Below are 19,077 nucleotides of genomic sequence, written 5' to 3' on the forward strand. Positions count from 1 at the left end.
CCTCGCAGGGTTCACGTGCGGCGCCGGGCTTCGTTGAGGGTGTCGGCCAGCGCCCGGTTCATCTCCGCGGCGGCCGCCAGCTGCTGCTGCAACAGGGCGACCTTGCGCCGCAACGCCACCGCGTCCATGCGCTCCAGGCTGGGGCCTTCGGCGGCCCGCACCCAGTTGCGCACCGAATTGGTGTGCACGCCGATCTGTTCGGCGACCACCCGGCACGCCTCGGACTCACTGCGCAGCTTGCCGGTCAGCGCGATGACCTGCTCGACCGCGGCATCGCGTACCTCGGGCGACACCTTGCGATAGGACCGGTGCGGCATCATGCTGCGCTCCCACCCGCCGAATCCGGGCCACCGGGGTCGGGATCACCCGCCGGGCCCGGTACCCGGTTGAACTCGTCGAACCGCTGATTGGTGTCGTGGATTCCGCTTTCCTTCTCCGACAACGTGAACTCCATGTGGAACGGAATTCCGGGCCGGCGATCCTCACCGATCTTGAGCAGGAACTTGCCGGTACCCGGCGGGGACGGTCGTACCTGACCGGGTTTGAGCGCCTCACCGGTCAGGGCCTGCGGCGCCGACCAGCCGGTGACCATTTCTTCCTCGGCCGCGGTGAACGGGATGGTGCTGTCGAGGCGTTTGATCTCCTCGGCGGGCAGGGCGCCGAAGATCTTGGCGCGGGCACGTTCGAGGAAGCCGAGTGCCTTGGCGATGGCCGCTTCCGAGCCCAGTGACTGCAAGTCCTTGATGGTGTGGCTGATCATGATCAGCGCGGTGGCGATACCGCGTTGCAGTCGGGTCAGCTCGTCGACGCGATCGACCATGAAATCGCCGAGGCCGAGCACCTGCCACAGCTCGTCCATCACGACCTGGAAGTAGCGTTGCGGCGCCATGCCCGCGTCGGTCAAGGTGTGCGCGGCCTCGACGGCGGCGAATCCGTCGGCCCAGCAGGCCAGCATGACCGCGGCCTTGAGCTTCTTGTCGCCCTGCGGGATATGCGAGACGTCGATGCAGACGGCGACCGAATCGGTATCGATGGGCACGGTGGTCTGGCCGTTGAAGACCGCGCCGAACGGGCCCTGGGTGAGCGCGCGCAGGGAGCGGCGCAGATTCTTGATCGCCACCTGGTATTCGGATTCGCTGTCCGCGCCCGCGTCCAGCATCAGTTCCTCGCCGCCCGCGACGATCACCTCGAGCAGGTTATCCATGATGGGCGGCTTGTCCGGGGTGAAACCACTGCCCGGGCGGTACAGGATGCGCAAGGCGGTGGAGATCAGCGTCTCCTCGAAATCGCGCACTCGCGCACCGCGCACCAGCTCGACCAGGCCGGCGATCAGCGTCACCTGCCGGGCCCGCAGATCCTGCAACACCTGCAATTGCAGGGCAGGAAGATGATCCAGCTTGGGCACCACCTGACCGAGGACGCCTGCGGCCAGCGGGTTGAGTTTGCCGTGCCCGTAACCGAGATCGATCACCTGGCCGCCGACCAGTTCCACCATCTTGCGGTAGTCGGGTTTGACGTCGGCCAGGATCAGTGGCGTGATGCCCTGGGCGATGCCGCCCAGCACGATCCGGCGCACCAGCGACGACTTACCGAAACCGTTGAGCCCGAGCACGAACAGGCTGGGCGCGGTGATGAAGCTGCCGCGCATGAACCAGTTCATCGGGTCGAAGCACACCGGCGCCCCGGTGTGCAGATGCGAACCGAGCGGGGTGCCGATCAGCGGCGCGCCCGCACCCACCGACCACGGCCACAGACCCGCGACCTGCGCGGTGGTGGCGCGGTATTCGACCGGGCGGCCCACCACGTTCATCCGGCCGCCGCCCGGGCCCGCATAGCCGCGGTCGGTGAGCTGGGCGGTCTGTCGGTCGAACCCGTCCTCGAAGACCTGTTCGGCGCGGGCGGCGTAGTTGCGGCGGCGGATGTCGTCGGTGCGGATGCGGAAGGTGGCCCACGCCGCGCGCAGCCCGGACTGCTCGCGGCTGATCATCTCCAGCCGGGCGCGGGTGTCGTCGTCGAGCAGTGGCGGACCGGACTGCTGACGCTTGTCCGCCTTGGCTTTCGCGCGCTGGGCGGCCCGATCCTGTTTCGGGCTGCGCATCGCGCGGTCGGCAGTTTTGTCGATTTTCACCGGCCGCGCACGGGCCGTGCCGGTGCGCTCGGGCCGGCCGCGCCCACCGCGACCGGCTTGCGCGGCGGGCCTGTCGGTCGCCGGTGTCTCGGCACGCGAGCGATCACCGTCGGTGCGCGGCGCACCGGTGCGCGGGCGTTGTCCGCCCGTGCGGGTGCTGCGCCGGTCCCGGGTGGATTCCTCCCGCGTGGTGTCGCGCCGACGCTCGGGGCGGGCCCATTCGTCGTGGTCGGTCTCGGTCCGCCGGGTCCGGCGAACGGCGTCCTCGCGCTCCCGTACGGGTGGCTCGTGCTCGCGTGCCATCAATCGCTCACCCCGCAAGTGCTTTCGGAATCGTCGCGTGTTCGGGCAGGATCACTCCGCAGCCGAGTGAGGCCGCGAAGGCCGCCGCCTGGTAGCGGTAGCACCGCCGGATCTTCAACCGCGCCTGGGTGGACAGGTCGCGGGTGATCGCCTCGATCCGCGGCAGATCGCCGCGCAGGGGCTCGGTGATGGTCACCAGCGCCCCGAAGCGGGTCACGCCGTGGCCGCGCGCCTGCTCCTCACGGGCCTGCTGGGTGGCGCCGACCCGCAGGGTCGCCGACGCGGAGACGACTCCGCGTTCGCTCTGCTGAGCCACCAGCGCGTTCTTGAAGTCGTCATCGACGATCTCGGCGGCGTCGGCGGCTGAATGCGGACGGTACACGATGGCGATACGCTTACGCGGCACTTCGGGATTCGGCGCAAGCAGGCGCTGCAACACGCGTTCGTCGACCGCGCCCTCGGGGGCCGCGTCCATCTCCCAGGTGACCGAGCGGCCACCGTCGTGCACGAAGTGATCCCATTTCTCGTCGTGCGAGATCGGGCCCGCGTCGGCCCAGTCCAGGCCGTGGCCTTCGGGTTCGCCCGCGGCGACCTCGAGATCGGCCTGCGCGGCCGGGTCGTAGCTGCGCCGGATGAACGAGATCACCTCATCGGCCGACATCGGCTGCGCGCGCACGCCGGCCTCCGCCAGCGCCGCGCAGATGCCGGGCAGCCTGCGCCCGATCTCCACCGCTTCCTCGGCCGGGTTCTTGCGGCGTTCGGCGGTGGTGGCCTTGAAGGTGATCGCCACTCGCGGCAGCAGTTGCACCCGCTCCTGCGGCAATTCGGTGGCCAGCTCGTACATCACCTGCTGGGCCAGCTCCGGCGCCTCCGGCCGGGTGATGGTGGAGACCTCGGTGAGCAACCGGTTGCCGGTCTCGGGCACGGTGTCGATCACCGGGACGACGGCGACGATGTCGCTGGTCTGGCCCACCGAAGCCAGGAAGGTGCCCCAGGCGGAGACCCAGCGGTCGATCACCGGCTGGTCGACCGCCTCATGGCCCTGCGGCCAGGCCCGCAATACCACGGTGTACTGGGCGAACTGCGGCAGATGGATCATGCCGAAGCTGTAGCCGCCCGCGTCGATGCCTTCGTACAGCTTCGACGGAGCCAGCAGGCCGGGCAGCCGGGTGACCCCGCCGGGGATCCGGGAGAACCGGCCGCCGCGATACACATGCTCGCCGCGACTGCGCGAACGCATCCAGTTGAACATCATCAATCCCGTCTCGTAGCCGGAGCGGCCCCCCGTCCGCCACACCAGTGGAACCATGACCGCAACGCCGACGCCACCCACGATCAGCCCCCATTGGAAACCGCCCACCATCGCGGTGATCAGGGCGGTGATCACGACGACGAACCCGAGCACGGTCTCTTCCCAGCGCAGGCCGAAGAGGCCGGCGCTGCGCGGTTTCTGCCACAGGCCGTAGGAACGGCGCTCGTAGGTGTCGAGGTTGGTCATCGCGGAATGGTGCTCCTCCCGAGGTCGGGTGAGCGGTTGGCCCAGCGGTCGCCCGCGACATCACCCATGACTTGATCTGCCCGGTTCATCCCGGAGGTCGCGGCCCTGGCCGCACCGATCCGGCCCGCGGCGCGCGCCGCACCGGACGGTACCCCGGCCGCGCCCGCCGGTGCGCCGGAGGCCCGTGGCGGTTGGCCGCTCGCGCCCCCGCCACCACCACGCGGCGGCGGTGCCGGTCGAGGCGCACCACCGCCACGTCCGCCGCTACCACCGGGCGGCGGACTACCCGCACCGCCGAAGTATCCGGCCGAGCCCGGCGCGGCCGCACCCTTGACGCCGACCGCCTTGGTTCCGGCGAGGGCACCGATACCGGCCGCGGCCAGCAGGGTTCCGCCGGTCGCGGTCAGACCCGAACCGCCGCTGCCGACAATCGCCACCGCCGGGGTGACCAGTCGCATCAGCGCGGGCAGCACGAACGCCACACTGCACAGCAGCACGATCGAGACCAGCATGCGCTGGGCCTGTTCGGCATCCGGCAGCCCGGAGGTGGAGGTGAGTTCGTCGACGTGGCCCGCGGTGGTGAACGCGATCATGTAGACGATCGCGGCCACCGGTTTCCACAGCATGAACGCGATGATCCAGCCCACCAGCTTCTGATAGGACTGCTTACCGGTGTTCATGCCCGAGGCCGCGGCCGCCAACGGCAGCACACCGGCCGCGATCACCAGCAGGCCCTGCCGGACGATGGCGAGCACGATCTGAGCGAGCGCGCCGAGCAGGCCGACGATCGCGATGATCAGCACCAAGCCCGGTGAGAAGGCTTGCAGCTTACTGGTTTTCACCATCAGCTCGGCCAGGTTCTTGGCATTGCCGTTGGTGGAGTCGGTGATGATCCATTCGGCGAAGCGGTCCGAGGCCACCGTGCCCGCGACGATCACCGCACCGAGCATCCAGGAACTGAACACCACGCGCGCGAACATCCGGAACGATTCGGCCGCCTCGTTCATCACGGCCCCGCGTCTGGCTTCGGCCAATCTGAGGCCGGAGATCATCACCGACGCGATCAGTAACAGGATCTGTACCTGATAGGTGTAGTCGTTGATCTTGGTGAACAACGAACCGGAATCGCTGACGGCCTCGTTGGGCACCTTCATCCAGAAGGTCAGCGCCAGGATGATGGCCTCACCGAGACCGTTCATCAGCGAGTCGACGACCTTGCCGAACGTCGAATCCCACGCCTTGTCCTTCACCGCCGTCGCGGCCTGGCCCGGATGGGAGGCGGCATTGCCCGCCTTGCACACCGCCGAGGCCGCGTCACCGAGCGAGACGCCGGGAATGCCGACGTTGTCGAGGGTTTCGTGGATTTCGTTGCACGCCTCGTCGAAGCCGTAGGTCTGGCCGTAGGCCACCGTCGGCGTCGCGATCATCACCGTGAAGATGACCGCGAAGATCGTGACAATACGCCTCACCATGTGAACCCCTCGGTCTCGAGTTTCCGTCACCATGCCGTCCACCCCTCGAGCGATTCGATGTATTCCGCCGGCGGGTTCTCCGAGGTGGTCGGCTTCAGCCGCCAGTCACCGGCGTCCCACACCATGATCATCCGCATGGCCACCCACAACTGCTTGCCATCGACCACCTGTGCGCGCGTGGCCAGGCGCACGATGGCCATATCGTCGGCGTAGTCGTCGACCTTGAACGCGTCAGGGGCGACGAAATACCGTGTGACACTTTCCGGTTGCTGCTCCGGAAGCCGGTCGGCCTCCAGCGCGCGATCATAGGCCGCGATCTGCTGAGCCGAGGCCCGCACCTGCCGCACGTACAGATCCCGGTGCGCCGGACGGGCATTGAGCCGGTAGGTGATCTGCGCCGCGGCCAGCGCCGCACCCTGCGGGGTGTGCGCGTAGCCCACCGCCAGACCGTCCTCGATGCGCGTGGGCCCATCCGAGGTGGAGAACGGCACCGAGGCGCCGTAGACGCGCTGCCAGCCGCGCGGCTGCGTGGTTCCGGCGGGTGCCGCGGTCAGCCAATCCGGATCCGAGGGCTTGGCCTGCAACTCAGGGTTCTGCGGAAGCGGCTGTCCCGCAGGGTTGTTCGGGATATCGACGCGACGGCCGAAGATGTCGACCTCCGGTTCGGCGAAGCCCTCCGCCCCGGCACCCTCGACCACCGACACGCTGCCCTGTCCCGCCGGCTCGTCGTCGCCGCCGAGGTAGACGAAGACACCGACGATCACGATGAGCGTCAGCACCGCCGCGGAGGCGACGAGGCCGAAGGAGACGCGATCGCGCGCGTACGGCTCCTTCTTCTCGCTCACTGCGGTGCCTCCAATATCACGATGTCGCTGGGTAATTCGTCGATGGCATCGACTCGGGGTTCGGCCGAGTCCGGGTCGGGCAGTCGTAACCTCCAGTCGTCGCCGGACCATTCGACAACGGTGTGGTTCACCGCCATCGAACTGTCCGAATACTCGGTATAGACGTCCACGGTGGAGCGATCCTCGCTATACCCGGTGATCTTGTAGCCGAGCAGTCGCGGGGCGTACTCCGGTGACGCCGGCCCGGTGATGGACAGCAGTAATCGGTTGACCACCCAGTCGTCCTTACCCGGCCCGGGCATCACTTCCGCCGCGACCACCTTCGGCCACTGGCTGTCGGTGGCCACCGACAATCGCACCGTATGGGTGATGGCGGCGACCGCGGCGCCTGGCGGCGAATGATCGAAGCCGGTTGCCGCGCCGTCGGATTCGCGCTTCGGACCCTGGTCGGTGTGCGGCAGGGCCACTCCCTGGAAGGACTCCCAGCGCACGTTCGACGGCGGGGTGGACAGATCGGGGCCGGCCTTGTCGCCGTCCGCGCAACCGACCGCGGCCAGCAGCATCGTCGCGGCGAAAGCGCCCGCGGCCGGACCGCGGACGCCGCGCCACCTCGCCTGGCGGCATACGGACGCACACACTGTGGACGGTTCATCCCCGCGGGTGCGGGGAGCATCGATCCGGCAAAGCCGGCCTACCCGAGTTCGAGGCTGTCGTCTCATGCAGGCAGGAAGGCCAGCGCGATACCGGAGGCCGTGCTGGCCACCCCCGCGCCGAGCAGGCTCATGAGGACGCCGTGCGAGGAGTCGTTCATCGCCAGGTCGCCGCGGAACGCGATCCACAGCTTGCCCGCCGACACGATCATCCAGGCCAGGCAACCGATCAGCACGAACCACAGCAGCCAGTTGAGCAACTGCATGATCGGCTCCACGACCTCGGCCGGCATCTGTTTGTAGGCCAGCATTTCCATGGCCCGCATACTGGACATCGTCGACCTCACGTCCCGATGACGGCGTTCATGATGGTGCCCGCGCTGGTGGCGACCACACCGCCGATCATGGCGCCCGCCACCATCTTCGGCGATTCCAGGCCACCGCCGGTCCACTTCTCCCAGGCGAATTTACCGCCGGCATAGGTGATGCCGCAGATGCCCGACAGCAGCACGAACCAGGTCAGGTAGCGCACCAGCTGCAAGATCTTCTCCGAGCCGGGAGGCGCCTCGGGCGTCGGATTGCCCACCTGGGCGAGAACGGTGCCGTATGTGTCCTGCACGGCGAGGAGGATCGTGCTCATCGGGTGCCTTTCTCGATGGGTGGAGGGGTGGATATCGACGGCATCGCACGCAATTCGCTCATCAGTGCCCCGGCGGGTTGGTGGTCAGGGGCGGCCGGTCCCAACCCGGCTGTCCGGTACCGGCGCCATTCGGGCCCCAGGCACCGGGCTGCTGGTTCCAGCCCGACGGCGCGGGTCCCGGTAGCGGAACCGAATGCGGCCCTGGCACGTTCCAGCCGGGCGGTTGTCCCTGCGCCGCCCACCCGTGCGGGGCGGGGACGTGGCGGCGATCGGAATTCGACACCCGCACCAGGACGAAGGCCACCACGCCGATCGCGGCCAGCGGCAGGCCGATCACCAGAGCCCAGAATCCCCACCGGCTCGCCTGCAAACCGGCATCCGCCGCGGGCGGAGCCTCCGGCGTCGGATTGCCGACCTGCGCCAGGATCGCCTGAGCGCCCTCGTGTAGCGCCAGCATCGTGCTCACAGCGCCCCCTCCTCATTCGCTTCGTCCGCGATGGCCTCTCGTGCCGCCGCGACGATCTCGGTACCCAGTTCCCGCAGCTCCAGCGGAACCTCGTCGAGCGGGTCGATCCGCCGCTTCTTCAGCGGTGGCTCCACTCCCGGCGCCCAGACCGGCAGCTTCTCCGGTTCGACCAGGGTCCATTCCTCGTACCACGGCACCTGCCACATGCGCCCGGCCAGCGAGCCGACGACCTCGCGGTAGCGGCGGATCTCGGCGGGCATGCGACCGGGGCGCGCGGCCACGGTGATCAGTCCGAGCACCTCCGACGGCCCGGCGAAACCGGCGTGGTGCTGGCGCAGCAAATCGTGGGCGCGGGTCAGCCCGGCGATGGTCTCCCGGCACACCAGCACGACGAACGGAGATTCGCGGTCGAAGACGCCGGGCCAGCGGCGGCCCGAATCCGCCGCGGGCGCAAGCACGTGCGCGAGGCTACTGGCTCCGGCGCCACCGTGCACGCCGAGCAACCACACCAGCGGCGCCCGCCCGGCACCGGGTACCGGACGGTCCCAGATGGGCGCGCGCCGCGACTCCGGCGGGGCGATCACCCCGGCCGGTGCGGGTTCGGGCCTGCGGCGGCGAAGATTCATGGCGGCGGTCATGATGCCACCCCGGCGAGCAGACTCCCATACGCTCGACGCGTCTTGTCGTCGAGCGAGATGTGCCGGACGAGTTCACCGCGCGCCAGATGCGCGTCGTAGGGGATCTCGACGATGTCGCGAACCCAGCCGGACAGATGTTCACGCAAATGGTCGGCAACTCGCGAGTCGACGCCGGGCTGCTGATGCGAGATGACGATGGTGGTGTCGCCGACGATGCCGCTGCCCGGTCCGTCGGCGCTGTCACCGAACTCGTCGTCGAGCCATTCCAGGGTGACCCGCAGCCGGTTGGCGGCATCGGTGCGCGCCGGAATGGCAAGTACCAGAGCGACATCCGCGTCGTCGAGCAGCGGCCGCAGCTGCCGTCCGGCAATCGGGTGGCCACCGTCGTAGACGGCGGTGTAGCCGGCGTCGTCGATGGCGCGGGCGACCGTGAGATAACTCGCACGCCTGCGCAGCGGTGCGGCATCGCGCCACAGCAGTCCGAACCCGGAAGTCGACCGCGACAGGCACTCCTTCAACGGGGCCGGCTCGTCGCCGCCGCGGCCGTAGAGCCACGACTGCAGACTGATCGGATGCAGATGCTCGTCGGCACCGCGCAGCCCGAGATCACTGCCCGCCGCCGTCGCGTCCACCGCGACGGTCTGCGCGCCCGACAATGCCAGCTCACCCGCCAGTCCCAAGGCCGTCGTGGTGGTTCCGGCGCCACCGCAGCCGCCCACCACCAACACCGGCCGGTGCCCGGCGCGTGCGCCGCGCGCGGACCCGTGTTCGCCGCGCAACCGCACCACCGGAGCCTTCCTGCGCCCGGAGCGGTCCGACGGTGCGTCGGCATCCGGCGCATCGTCGAGCCAACGGCTCCAGTCGTCTCCCATTGCTCTGCTCTCCCTCTATCCGGCCGTGATACCCGTGATGAGGGTGCGGCCGCCGATCACCGCGGTGGTGACCATCTGCTTGCTGTACGTGGCCGGCTGACCATCGGGCCGGTATTCGGTGACCTCGACCGAGTAGCGGCCCTGATCGAGGGTCACGATGCGCACACAGTGCGTGGTGCCCGCGGCGATGCTGTCGATGCCGCGCTGGATCACCGACGCCGGTGAGACCGGCGCGCCGGGAGCGACGACTTCGCGCGCCAGCACCGCGGATCGGTCCACGTAGTAGGCGTATTGGAAGCGCAGGATCGCGTCGGGGCCGGAATCGGTCCCGCCCGCCTCCGCGCTGCGCACCACCTCGTCGGTGCGTTCGGTGGGACACCGCTGGGCCGGGCCCGCGGTGGATTCGAAGCTGCCCGCGGTGAACTGGACCGCGGTCTCGTCACCGGCCCGGCGCTCACCGGAATCACCGAGCAGATACAACACCCCGGCCGCGGCGGCGGCCAGCAGCAGCACCGTCGCGATCAGCACGACGAGCGCGCGCGCCCGGCCACCGCCGGAACTCTTCCCGGCGGTGCGCAGATCGCGGGCCGCGCGGAGCCGGACCGGTTCGGCGACCTCCTCGGGATCGTCGTCGGGCCACGGGAACCGGACCACGTCACCGTTGCGCGGGGTGTAGTCGTCATCGGGGCCGGGGGCGCGATCGGCCACCCAGTCCGACCAGCCGCCGGTGAATTCGCTGCGCCGCACGGGCGGCTCGGGAGGCGCGACCGGCTGTTCGTCGGGAATGTAGTCGGGGTACCTCGCGGGGCCGTCGTCCTCGTCCGCGATCGGCGCGCTCTCCTCGGCCGGGCGTGCCGGAGCGCTCGACCCGGTCTCCGGCTCGAGTGCGCCGTACCAGCGATTGAGCTGTTTGTACGACTTCAACATTCCCCCATTCCCGCAGATCGGGGCGCGTGGTGTCGCATCGTCGAACCCTCTCGGCGATCAGTTCGTGGAGAACGGGTAGGTGGTGGATGTGTCGGGTCGTTCGGTCGTCGCGATCGGTTCGATGGTTCGGTCCGCAGTCGCGCCGCCAAAGGAGGCGCCGTCGACTCCTGTCCCAAACGGGAATTGTCCCGTACCCGATTGGTCAGGTGAAGTCGACGCGCCGGGGCCGGGCTCGGCGAATCCCGGCGCGGGCGTCGAGGGCCCCTCGCGCGCGGTCTCCGAGCCCGGTAGGGGCGCAGTATCGGAACCGAAGGTGCCGGCCAGATCCCTGGCGACGGCGGCGAACCACTCGGCCACGAACGTCGTCGGAGCGTCGCCGTCGGCCGAGACCGTTGCCGTGCCGTAGGCACCGTGACGCTGGACGGTATCCCAATACCGCACCCAGGTGGTGGTATTGAGCAGTTCTTTGTTGTCGGTGATGTTCTGCACCACCGCGTCGAAGGCCTGGTTGACCAGGCGAACGCCGGTGGTGGGCGGGATGAGCTGCGGGACCGCACCCACCAGTTTGGTACCGAGTGAGACCAGCGCGGCGGGCGGGTTGCTCAGCCCGGCAGTTGCCAGATCGGCGAGGGCGGCCGGATTCAGCACCGTGCGCACCACGGTGACCACCGCGTTGAGTCCGATCATCCCGACCTTGAGAAGGGCGCGCAGGGCGGCCGGAATGTCGAGCGGGGTGCGCGGATCGGCGGCCTCGGCCAGGCGCTGGGAGATCGACTTCTTCGGCGAGAGGGACAGACTGGCCAGCGAATTGCCCTGGATGTCTTCGTTGACCACCTTCGTGGCGGTCTTGATCGAGGTGTAGGCGAGGGCCTGGGCCACCGAGACCAGGGAGGCGATCGGGTCGCCGCCACTGAGCTTGGCCTGGCCAGCGATATTGGCCACCGCCTTCAGGATGGGCGCGCCCTCGGGAGCGTCGCAGGCGAGATCGCCTGCCGCGCAAAAGCTGGCCACCCGGCCGGTGAGCGCACCGAAGTTCTCGGCCTTGTCGCGTTCGGGGCCGATGCCGCCGCCGCTGGCCGGCACCTGTGGCAGCGCAACGATCCGGGCCAGTTCCTCGCCTTCGGTGCCCGGGGCGGCGTCGGGGGTGGCCTTGCCGGGTGCGCCGGGGAACAGCGGTGCGCCCGGGTTGCGGGTGGGGTCGGCGAACAGCGCTACCGCGGCGACTTTTTCGGGCGGCAGCACACCGCTGCCCTGCCCGACCTCCTGGGCGAAGATCGAGGCGACATGCGCGCCCTGGGAGTAGCCGACGATGCCGAACCTGGTTTCCGGGCAGCGTTCAGCGACCGAGGAGGCCATGCTGCGCAGCCTGGACAACCCTCCGGCTACCGATTCCGAATACGGCACCACGCCACCGCCGGTGGCGCCGCCGAAGCCGGATTCGTAAGGCACATAGGCGCGGTCGACGAGCCCGTCATCTGGTGCTTTGGCCATCATCGGCATGAAGACCGTGGACAGCATGCCGGTGTCGGTGGTGGGCGCGGCATCCGGGGACGACTGCCCGGTGCCCTGAATTCCCAACGCATACAGCGCAGGACAGCTATCAATCGGCAAATTCGTCGACGGGCCCGCGACATTCGGTGCCTGCGCCGACGCCGCACCGCCCGCGACCGTACCGGCGGTAGCGGTCGACACAGCGACGGCGAGCGCGACCAGCACCCCCGACAATCGTGTCGTGCATCCAGCCATAGCGACCCGCAATCCGTATTGCAGAACTTACCTAGCGCCGTGAAACGCAATAGACCGTAACAGATTCCGGCTATCACCGCTGAAGCGGTGGAAAGTTTACACGGCGCACCACACGGTCCCGGATACGCCACGGCGCGGCGATTCGAAACCGTGCCAAAGTTTCCGAACGGAGCCGCGGACTTGCCAAGCCCCCATGACATCTGGACGGCCCGGACCGAGCCCGGCAGAACAGCGCGCTGGCGTGCGTCAGGCGGCGGAGGTCACCCGGTAGACGTCGTAGACGCCCTCGACATTGCGCACGACGTTCAGGATGTGCCCGAGATGCTTCGGATCGCCCATCTCGAAGGTGAACTTGCTGATCGCCACCCGGTCGCCGTGCGTGGCGACCGAGGCGGACAGGATGTTGACCTTCTCGTCGGCGAGCACCTTGGTCACGTCGGAGAGCAACCGGGTCCGGTCGAGCGCCTCGATCTGGATGGCCACCAGGAACACCGACGACGGCGACGGCGCCCACTCCACCTCGATGATGCGCTCGGACTGCGCCTGCAACGAACCGGCATTGGTGCAGTCGACCCGGTGCACGCTCACCGCGCCGCCGCGGGTCACGAAGCCCATGATCTCGTCGCCGGGCACCGGCGTACAGCATTTGGCCAGCTTGGCCACGGTGCCCTCGGCGCCGGGGATGAGCACGCCGGCGTCACCGGAGACGCGCTGGCGCGACGGCACGGTCGACGGCGTGGAGCGTTCGGCGAGCTCGTTCTCCACATCGCCGATGCCGCCGAGCTGGGCCATCAGCCGCTGGACGACGTGGTGGGCGGAGACCTGGTGTTCACCGACCGCGGTGTAGAGCGTGGAGATGTCGGTGTAGTGCAGCTCCTTGGCGACGGCGTTCATCGCGTCGACGTTCATCAGCCGCTGCAACGGCAGCCCGACTCGGCGGACTTCCTTGTTGATCTGCTCCTTGCCGCTTTCGAGCGCCTCTTCGCGGCGTTCCTTGGCGAACCACTGCCGGATCTTGGCCTTGGCGCGCGGGGAGACCACGAAGCTCTGCCAGTCGCGGCTCGGCCCGGCGTTCTGCGCCTTCGAGGTGAACACCTCGACGACCTCGCCGTTCTCCAGCTGCCGTTCCAGCGCGACCAGCCGCCCGTTCACCCGGGCGCCGATGCAACGGTGCCCGACCTCGGTGTGCACCGCGTAGGCGAAGTCGACCGGGGTCGATTTCTGCGGCAGCGTGATCACATCACCCTTGGGCGTGAACACGAAGATCTCCGGCGCTTTGAGGTCGAAGCGCAGCGACTCCAGGAATTCGGCGGGGTCGGCGGCCTCCCGCTGCCAGTCGAGCAGCTGGCGCATCCACGCCATGTCGTCGACCTCGGCGGTATCGCTGGAATGCTTGCCGCGGGTCTCCTTGTACCGCCAGTGCGCGGCGATGCCGAACTCGGCGGTGCGGTGCATGTCCTGGGTGCGGATCTGCACTTCCAGCGGCTTGCCGTCGGGGCCGACGACGGTAGTGTGCAGCGATTGGTAGACGCCGTAGCGCGGCTGGGCGATGTAGTCCTTGAACCGCCCGGCCATCGGCTGCCACAGCGAGTGCACCACGCCGACCGCGGCGTAGCAGTCGCGCACCTCGTCGCACAGGATGCGGATGCCGACCAGGTCGTGGATGTCGTCGAAGTCCTTACCCTTGACGATCATCTTCTGGTAGATCGACCAGTAGTGTTTGGGCCTGCCCTCGACGATGGCGTTGATCCGGCTGGCCGCCAGCGTGTTGACGATCTCGGCGCGCACCTTCGCCAGATAGGTGTCGCGGGATGGCGCACGGTCGGCGACCAGGCGCACGATCTCGTCGTACTTCTTGGGATGCAGGATGGCGAACGCGAGGTCCTCGAGTTCCCATTTGACGGTGGCCATGCCGAGGCGGTGGGCCAGCGGCGCGATGACCTCGAGGGTCTCCTTCGCCTTCTTGGCCTGCTTCTCCGGCGGCAGGAACCGCATGGTGCGCATATTGTGCAGCCGGTCGGCCACCTTGATCACCAGCACGCGCGGATCGCGGGCCATCGCGATGATCATCTTGCGGATGGTCTCGGCCTCGGCCGCCGCACCCAAATTGACCTTGTCCAGTTTGGTGACGCCGTCGACCAGGTGCGCGACCTCGGCGCCGAAATCGGCGGTGAGCTGCTCGAGGGAGTAGCCGGTGTCCTCCACGGTGTCGTGCAGCAGCGCCGCGACCAGCGTGGTGGTGTCCATACCGAGCTCGGCCAGGATGTTGGCGACGGCCAGCGGATGGGTGATGTAGGGGTCACCGGATTTGCGGAACTGCTTCGCGTGCCGCTCGTCGGCGACGTCGAAGGCCCGCTGCAGCAGCGTCAGATTGGCCTTGGGATACAGCTCACGATGCACGGTCGCCAGCGGCTCGAGCACCGGCTTGACCGCCGCGATCCCGCGCTGCCCCGTCATCCGCCGCGCCAGCCGCGCCCGCACCCGCCGCGACGCCGACGTCGGTACCGCCGCACTCTGCCGCACAACCTCGGGATTGGGCCCTGGGTTAGCGGGCTTCGCGGACTGACCCGCTGCACCATCGGACGAGGTGGCCGGCACACCGCCGGGCCGCGAGGCAGCCGATTGCTCGACGTTCGCCTCGCCCAGATGCTGAGTCATGCCACCACCTCTCCACGCCGCAGCCGGAACGTCATCCGACCACCGCAACCTCCCAGACCATCAACTGTAGTCCCTAGCTGGCAGCGGGCGCTGGTCAGTAGATAGCTCGCTACAGATCTCCGCGGCCGACCATTAGCGCTGCAACGAACACCAGCCTCCGCAACAAACCCCGCCTGCGCGGGGAGCGCACCGTGAGACCTGTCCTGCAAAGCCATGCTCCCGAATCATCCCCGCCGACGCGGGGAGCACTTTCCCCAGATGGTGATGCCGGTTTTGGTGTCGGGATCATCACCGCCTGCGCGGGGAGCACACTTCCTGACCAGGCACTCTACCAGCGAGTAACCGAGAATTTGACCACTTCGGACGACCGGACCACGCGATATCTGCCCGCGCCCAACTAAAGGCGACAGCAACGTCGCGACCTCGCCATCACTTGATTACATCGGTTTGGTGGTGCACTCGCCGCGTGCACGGCCCACAGCTCACCTCATTCCGCGGCGCACGGTGAACGCGAGGCGACCTCGAGAATCGGGATGTCGGTCACCCGCCGGTCGATCTCCATGCTGCTCTGGATGACGTACCCGTCGCCGTTGGTGTAGACGCGGTCGAGCGGATGGTCGTCGATGATGGTGAAGTCCTCGAGCACGAAACCGCGTTCGGTCAAGGAATCCAGGTTGGCCCGAACCTGCTCGACCAGCTCCGGCGACGGGTCTTCCTTGACCATCTTTTTCTCCACCTGCCAGGGTGGCCCTTCGCTGCGCATGGAGTTCGGGTTGGTGCGGCATCCGATTTTTCCCACTTGGTCCAGGCGCGGCTCGACCGGGTTCGGCCAAACGAGATTCAGGTTGTCGTAGACGACGCGGGCCGCCTGCTCGACTGTGAGTCCCGTGGTGTTCTTGATGTCGTCGTTCGTCGGACCTTCATCAATCACGCTGCCGCATCCTACGGCAAGCAGAAGCAGCGAAGCAGCGCCAAGCGCGCAGAGTGTCGTCCTCATTTCACGTCAATCGTTTGCCCGCGCTCGGGATTGTCGGTCACATGCGGGTTCGAGTACGGATCGACATCGAACATCTTTCCGGCTGTTGCCGCCTTTCCGGCGTCGAAGGCTTCTTTGCCGCCGTTGCCGTCATCGCCGAGACCCACATCCACCCAGCTGGTTTCGATGCCGCGTTCGACGTACTCGGTGACCTCGGTGCCCTTGATGACACCGACGATGTTCTTGAACGCATCGGATTTCGGGTCGTCCCAGTACTTGCCGTGCCCGTCCGGGCCGAATACGACCTCGCCCGCCTTATGACCGTCGAACTCGGTGCCGTAGTAGCCGGTGTCGAGTCGGGTGACGCCGGGGATCTCGTCGGGATCACCGCCGAGCGGGTTGCCGGCGTGCGGGTTTCCGGGTGTCTGGATGCCGCCGGGGAGCCGGAGCCCTTCATCCGGGTAGGACTGGACAACGCCGATGATGTCGCCGGGCGCGGTCATCGAGTAGCGCTGGACGTTGGGGTTCGGGTTGTTCCAGTTGCCTTCGAACACGCCGGTACCTGCAGACGAGGCGTGTATGACACGGTCGGCGCGCAAGCCGAGTTGTTCGGCGGAGCCGACGATCGACCCACCGTAGGAGTGCCCGACATAGGAGACCGGTGTGCCGGGCGAGTGCGCGGCGACCTCGCGATCGACCTCGCGGCCGAAGTCCACCAGCTTCGGTGCCATTTCGGCGGCGAACTTGGGGCTCGGCGCGCCATCGGTCGGGCTGGCCAGGCTTTGCGGGAAATCGCCCTCCATGTAGAGGAATATCGGGCCGCCGGTCTGGTCGGCGAGATTCCAGGCCGCGGTGTGATTCGGACTGGAGTCGTTGAGGTTGGTGCTGGTACCCGGCACATACACCCCGACACCCGGTGCGTCGGCTTTCATCTCGCCGACCATTTCGATCATCCGCCCATTGCCTTCGGTGCTGAACATGACGTACTTGCGATCGACCATGTCCCGGCGGGGCGTACCGTCAGCGCCGGTCGCCTGCGGCTCCGAGTTCAGAACGCCGGCGCCGTGGGGGTTGGGCATCGGCGCGAGCATCGCCTCGAGCTGGTTGATCCGGTCCTTGTCCTGATCCTGCTCGGGCTTCTGCTTTTCCGTGGTGAGGGCATTGCGGATGTTGATCTCGTTCGCGTCGATCCGCATGGTGAACGGCACACCGTTCATGTTGCCCAGCTTCTCCGGTGCGGCGATCACCAACTGCCGCTGCGCTTCCGGGCTCAGACCGGCAATGACGGTCGCGCGCTGGTCGGGTGACATCGAGGCCAGCTGCGTGACGAGGGCATCCGGGTCCAGCTGCGTGCCGTCGGGCATTGTGATGTCTTGCTGGCCGTCGCGCATCGCACCGAGGTCGGTGAGCGCATCGTTCAGTGTCGTGCCGTACTGGTTGTCGAGGCGCTCGAGCTCGTCGAGGCCGCTGGAGATGTTGATCTGGATGACCCCGGCATCGCCTTCCTTCTCCGGATCATCGTGTGTCACCTTGCCGTCGTCGTGGACGGTGAATCCGGCATCGACTGCGTGCTTCTTCTGATCGAGAACATAGGCGCGGGCATGTTTCATGCCTTGGTAGGCGTCCTCGGCGTCGTCGGCAATGCGGAGCAAGACATTGCGCACCTCGTACCCGTGATCAACTTCTTCGTCGATACGACGGCCCGCGGCATCTTTGGTCTGGCCGTGCCATTCGCCGGCCGCGGACATGGCGCGGGAGGCGTCGTTCACAGAGGTGAAGAGGATGTCGGCGTTCTTGCGGGCCGCCTCGGCGGCGTTGTGCAGTCCCTCGATGTTCCAGCCTTCGAGCTGGCTGATCGTCGGGCGCATCAGCGGGGGCTCAGCTTTCCGATCTCGGCGCCGATCTCAGCGTCCTTGGCCTCGACATCGACCGCGAACTTGTCCAGCAGGTCCGCCAGCGTGGTGTATCGAGTGGCGATCGACGTCATGGCCTGCTTCGCCGGGTCTGCGGCGCCGCGGACCGCAGCGAGTACCGAACTGCCCTCTCCGGTCGCCTCGGCCATCGCCGACCATGCCAGCTTGCCGACCTCGTCGGCCTCTTGCCGCCACGATGTCGCCATGGCCTTGATCTGATCGGGTTCAACTCCCAGCGTCATGAATCCCCCCGCGGTCGGGCCCTGAGTTTCCAGGGATCGGAACGTGCGCCGGACCAACATAGCCGAAACGTATGCGTCCCTCCACCGCTGGTAGAAGCGGCAAACGGGTCGTCGAATCGTGGAACCGGATGCGCGCGAGTTGCGTCTAATCAGATGCGGGTCGTACGCGAAGTTCTGCCTCCGCAGCTTCGTCCGTCGTCTGGATGATCACCGCCTACACGGGGGCACGACCGCCCGACCCTGCGCTGGGTCACTGAGAATCATCCCCGCACACGCGGAAAGCACGCGGTGGCGGCGCATCCGGGGGACGTTGCAGGTGGGCTCATCCCCCGCGCGTGCAGGGATCACCCGGCCAGTGTCGCCGCGCTGCGCGGCAGCCTGGCCCATCCCAGCGCGTCCGGGAGCACCCGAACTCGGCCTCGACTCGGACCGCCACCATGGGCTCATCCCCGCACCTGCGGGGAGCGCGGTGAGTACCTGGTGTTGTTCGAGCATGCTCAGGGCTCATCCCCGGGCGTGCGGGGAGCGCACAGCGGCGTCGATCTTGTTGGGTGAGTCGGGGGGCTCATCCCCGCGCGTGCGGGGAGCGCAACTCCTGGACTGCCGTGTCGAGGTTCATGCTGGGCTCATCCCCGCGCGTGCGGGGAGCGCCGCCCCGGCCGGGTTGGTCGGGGCGCCTTGCTGGGCTCATCCCCGCGCGTGCGGGGAGCGCATTCTGTCCGACACCAACGTCTACAACCGGGCGGGCTCATCCCCGCGCGTGCGGGGAGCGCACTTCCTGACCAGGCACTCTACCCACCCTCAACGGGAATTTCGTTCACTTTTCCACCTCCGCAGTCCACCAGCGAATCCAGCCCAGACAACCATCGACCGACACCCTGCCGTCTCAGCCCACCGACGTTTCAACCTCCAGCACAACTTTGCCCACATTGACGACGATCCGACATGCATCCGTCACCGAGTCCGGCTACATGTCTAGCGTGAGGGTATTCGCCGCGCACGGAACAGCACAGATCCGTTCCCCGGATAGCGGCTGATACGGCATAGCCGATCAGCGCCGATGCGCAGCCTGGAAGTCGCGGACCCACACGCATGGATCGATC

General features: G+C 68.0%; 17 protein-coding genes and 1 CRISPR repeat array. All 17 genes read right to left on the reverse strand.

Features of this window, described 5'->3' with window-relative positions; translation table 11 throughout:
• Positions 1–11: 11 nt before the first annotated feature.
• Positions 12–320 (reverse strand): transposase, encoded by a 309-nt coding sequence (locus NOCYR_RS17750; RefSeq protein ID WP_014351781.1) that lies wholly within the window; start codon positions 318–320, stop codon positions 12–14.
• Positions 317–2,431 carry a hypothetical protein gene (locus tag NOCYR_RS17755; RefSeq protein ID WP_014351782.1) on the reverse strand — a complete coding sequence of 705 codons (2,115 nt, stop codon included), beginning with the start codon at positions 2,429–2,431 and terminating at the stop codon, positions 317–319. Before NOCYR_RS17755 ends, NOCYR_RS17750 begins: the two co-directional genes overlap by 4 nt.
• A 7-nt stretch (positions 2,432–2,438) precedes the next feature.
• Positions 2,439–3,929 (reverse strand): SCO6880 family protein, encoded by a 1,491-nt coding sequence (locus NOCYR_RS17760; RefSeq protein ID WP_014351783.1) that lies wholly within the window; start codon positions 3,927–3,929, stop codon positions 2,439–2,441.
• The gene (locus tag NOCYR_RS17765) at positions 3,926–5,401 is read right to left on the reverse strand and encodes a hypothetical protein (protein WP_014351784.1); all 1,476 of its coding nucleotides are present in this window, start codon (positions 5,399–5,401) and stop codon (positions 3,926–3,928) included. The genes NOCYR_RS17760 and NOCYR_RS17765 overlap by 4 nt, the downstream gene beginning before the upstream one ends.
• A gap of 26 nt (positions 5,402–5,427) precedes the next feature.
• Positions 5,428–6,246, reverse strand: a complete 819-nt coding sequence (locus tag NOCYR_RS17770; protein WP_014351785.1) for a hypothetical protein — start codon at positions 6,244–6,246, stop codon at positions 5,428–5,430.
• On the reverse strand, positions 6,243–6,884 hold the full coding sequence (locus NOCYR_RS17775; RefSeq protein WP_231855950.1) for a hypothetical protein: 642 nt from the start codon (positions 6,882–6,884) through the stop codon (positions 6,243–6,245). The genes NOCYR_RS17770 and NOCYR_RS17775 overlap by 4 nt, the downstream gene beginning before the upstream one ends.
• A 77-nt stretch (positions 6,885–6,961) precedes the next feature.
• Positions 6,962–7,231 (reverse strand): hypothetical protein, encoded by a 270-nt coding sequence (locus NOCYR_RS17780; RefSeq protein WP_148280676.1) that lies wholly within the window; start codon positions 7,229–7,231, stop codon positions 6,962–6,964.
• Positions 7,232–7,239: 8 nt separating this feature from the next.
• A complete protein-coding gene (locus NOCYR_RS17785) occupies positions 7,240–7,536 on the reverse strand; it encodes a hypothetical protein (RefSeq protein WP_014351788.1) in 297 nt (98 codons plus the stop codon).
• Positions 7,537–7,597: 61 nt separating this feature from the next.
• A complete protein-coding gene (locus tag NOCYR_RS17790) occupies positions 7,598–8,002 on the reverse strand; it encodes a hypothetical protein (protein WP_014351789.1) in 405 nt (134 codons plus the stop codon).
• Positions 7,999–8,640 (reverse strand): hypothetical protein, encoded by a 642-nt coding sequence (locus tag NOCYR_RS17795; protein WP_014351790.1) that lies wholly within the window; start codon positions 8,638–8,640, stop codon positions 7,999–8,001. Before NOCYR_RS17795 ends, NOCYR_RS17790 begins: the two co-directional genes overlap by 4 nt.
• Positions 8,637–9,512: a MinD/ParA family ATP-binding protein gene (locus NOCYR_RS17800; protein ID WP_014351791.1), complete on the reverse strand. Its 876-nt coding sequence runs from the start codon at positions 9,510–9,512 to the stop codon at positions 8,637–8,639. The genes NOCYR_RS17795 and NOCYR_RS17800 overlap by 4 nt, the downstream gene beginning before the upstream one ends.
• A gap of 15 nt (positions 9,513–9,527) precedes the next feature.
• Positions 9,528–10,439 carry a hypothetical protein gene (locus tag NOCYR_RS17805; RefSeq protein ID WP_048833490.1) on the reverse strand — a complete coding sequence of 304 codons (912 nt, stop codon included), beginning with the start codon at positions 10,437–10,439 and terminating at the stop codon, positions 9,528–9,530.
• Positions 10,440–10,496: 57 nt separating this feature from the next.
• On the reverse strand, positions 10,497–12,185 hold the full coding sequence (locus NOCYR_RS17810) for a cutinase family protein (RefSeq protein WP_048833491.1): 1,689 nt from the start codon (positions 12,183–12,185) through the stop codon (positions 10,497–10,499).
• Positions 12,186–12,431: 246 nt separating this feature from the next.
• Positions 12,432–14,843, reverse strand: coding sequence for a RelA/SpoT family protein (locus NOCYR_RS17815; protein WP_014351794.1), 2,412 nt, complete (start codon positions 14,841–14,843; stop codon positions 12,432–12,434).
• Between the two features lie 487 nt (positions 14,844–15,330).
• On the reverse strand, positions 15,331–15,840 hold the full coding sequence (locus NOCYR_RS17820; RefSeq protein WP_148280677.1) for a hypothetical protein: 510 nt from the start codon (positions 15,838–15,840) through the stop codon (positions 15,331–15,333).
• The gene (locus NOCYR_RS17825) at positions 15,837–17,687 is read right to left on the reverse strand and encodes an alpha/beta hydrolase (RefSeq protein WP_014351796.1); all 1,851 of its coding nucleotides are present in this window, start codon (positions 17,685–17,687) and stop codon (positions 15,837–15,839) included. Before NOCYR_RS17825 ends, NOCYR_RS17820 begins: the two co-directional genes overlap by 4 nt.
• Positions 17,687–17,974, reverse strand: coding sequence for a type VII secretion target (locus NOCYR_RS17830; protein ID WP_014351797.1), 288 nt, complete (start codon positions 17,972–17,974; stop codon positions 17,687–17,689). Before NOCYR_RS17830 ends, NOCYR_RS17825 begins: the two co-directional genes overlap by 1 nt.
• Positions 17,975–18,413: 439 nt before the next feature.
• Positions 18,414–18,747: direct repeats of the CRISPR family, unit length 29 nt; unit sequence GGGCTCATCCCCGCGCGTGCGGGGAGCGC.
• Positions 18,748–19,077 lie beyond the last annotated feature (330 nt).

Origin of the sequence: Nocardia cyriacigeorgica GUH-2, from assembly GCF_000284035.1 — a bacterium.
In the GTDB taxonomy this organism is placed as follows: Bacteria; Actinomycetota; Actinomycetes; order Mycobacteriales; family Mycobacteriaceae; genus Nocardia; species Nocardia cyriacigeorgica_B.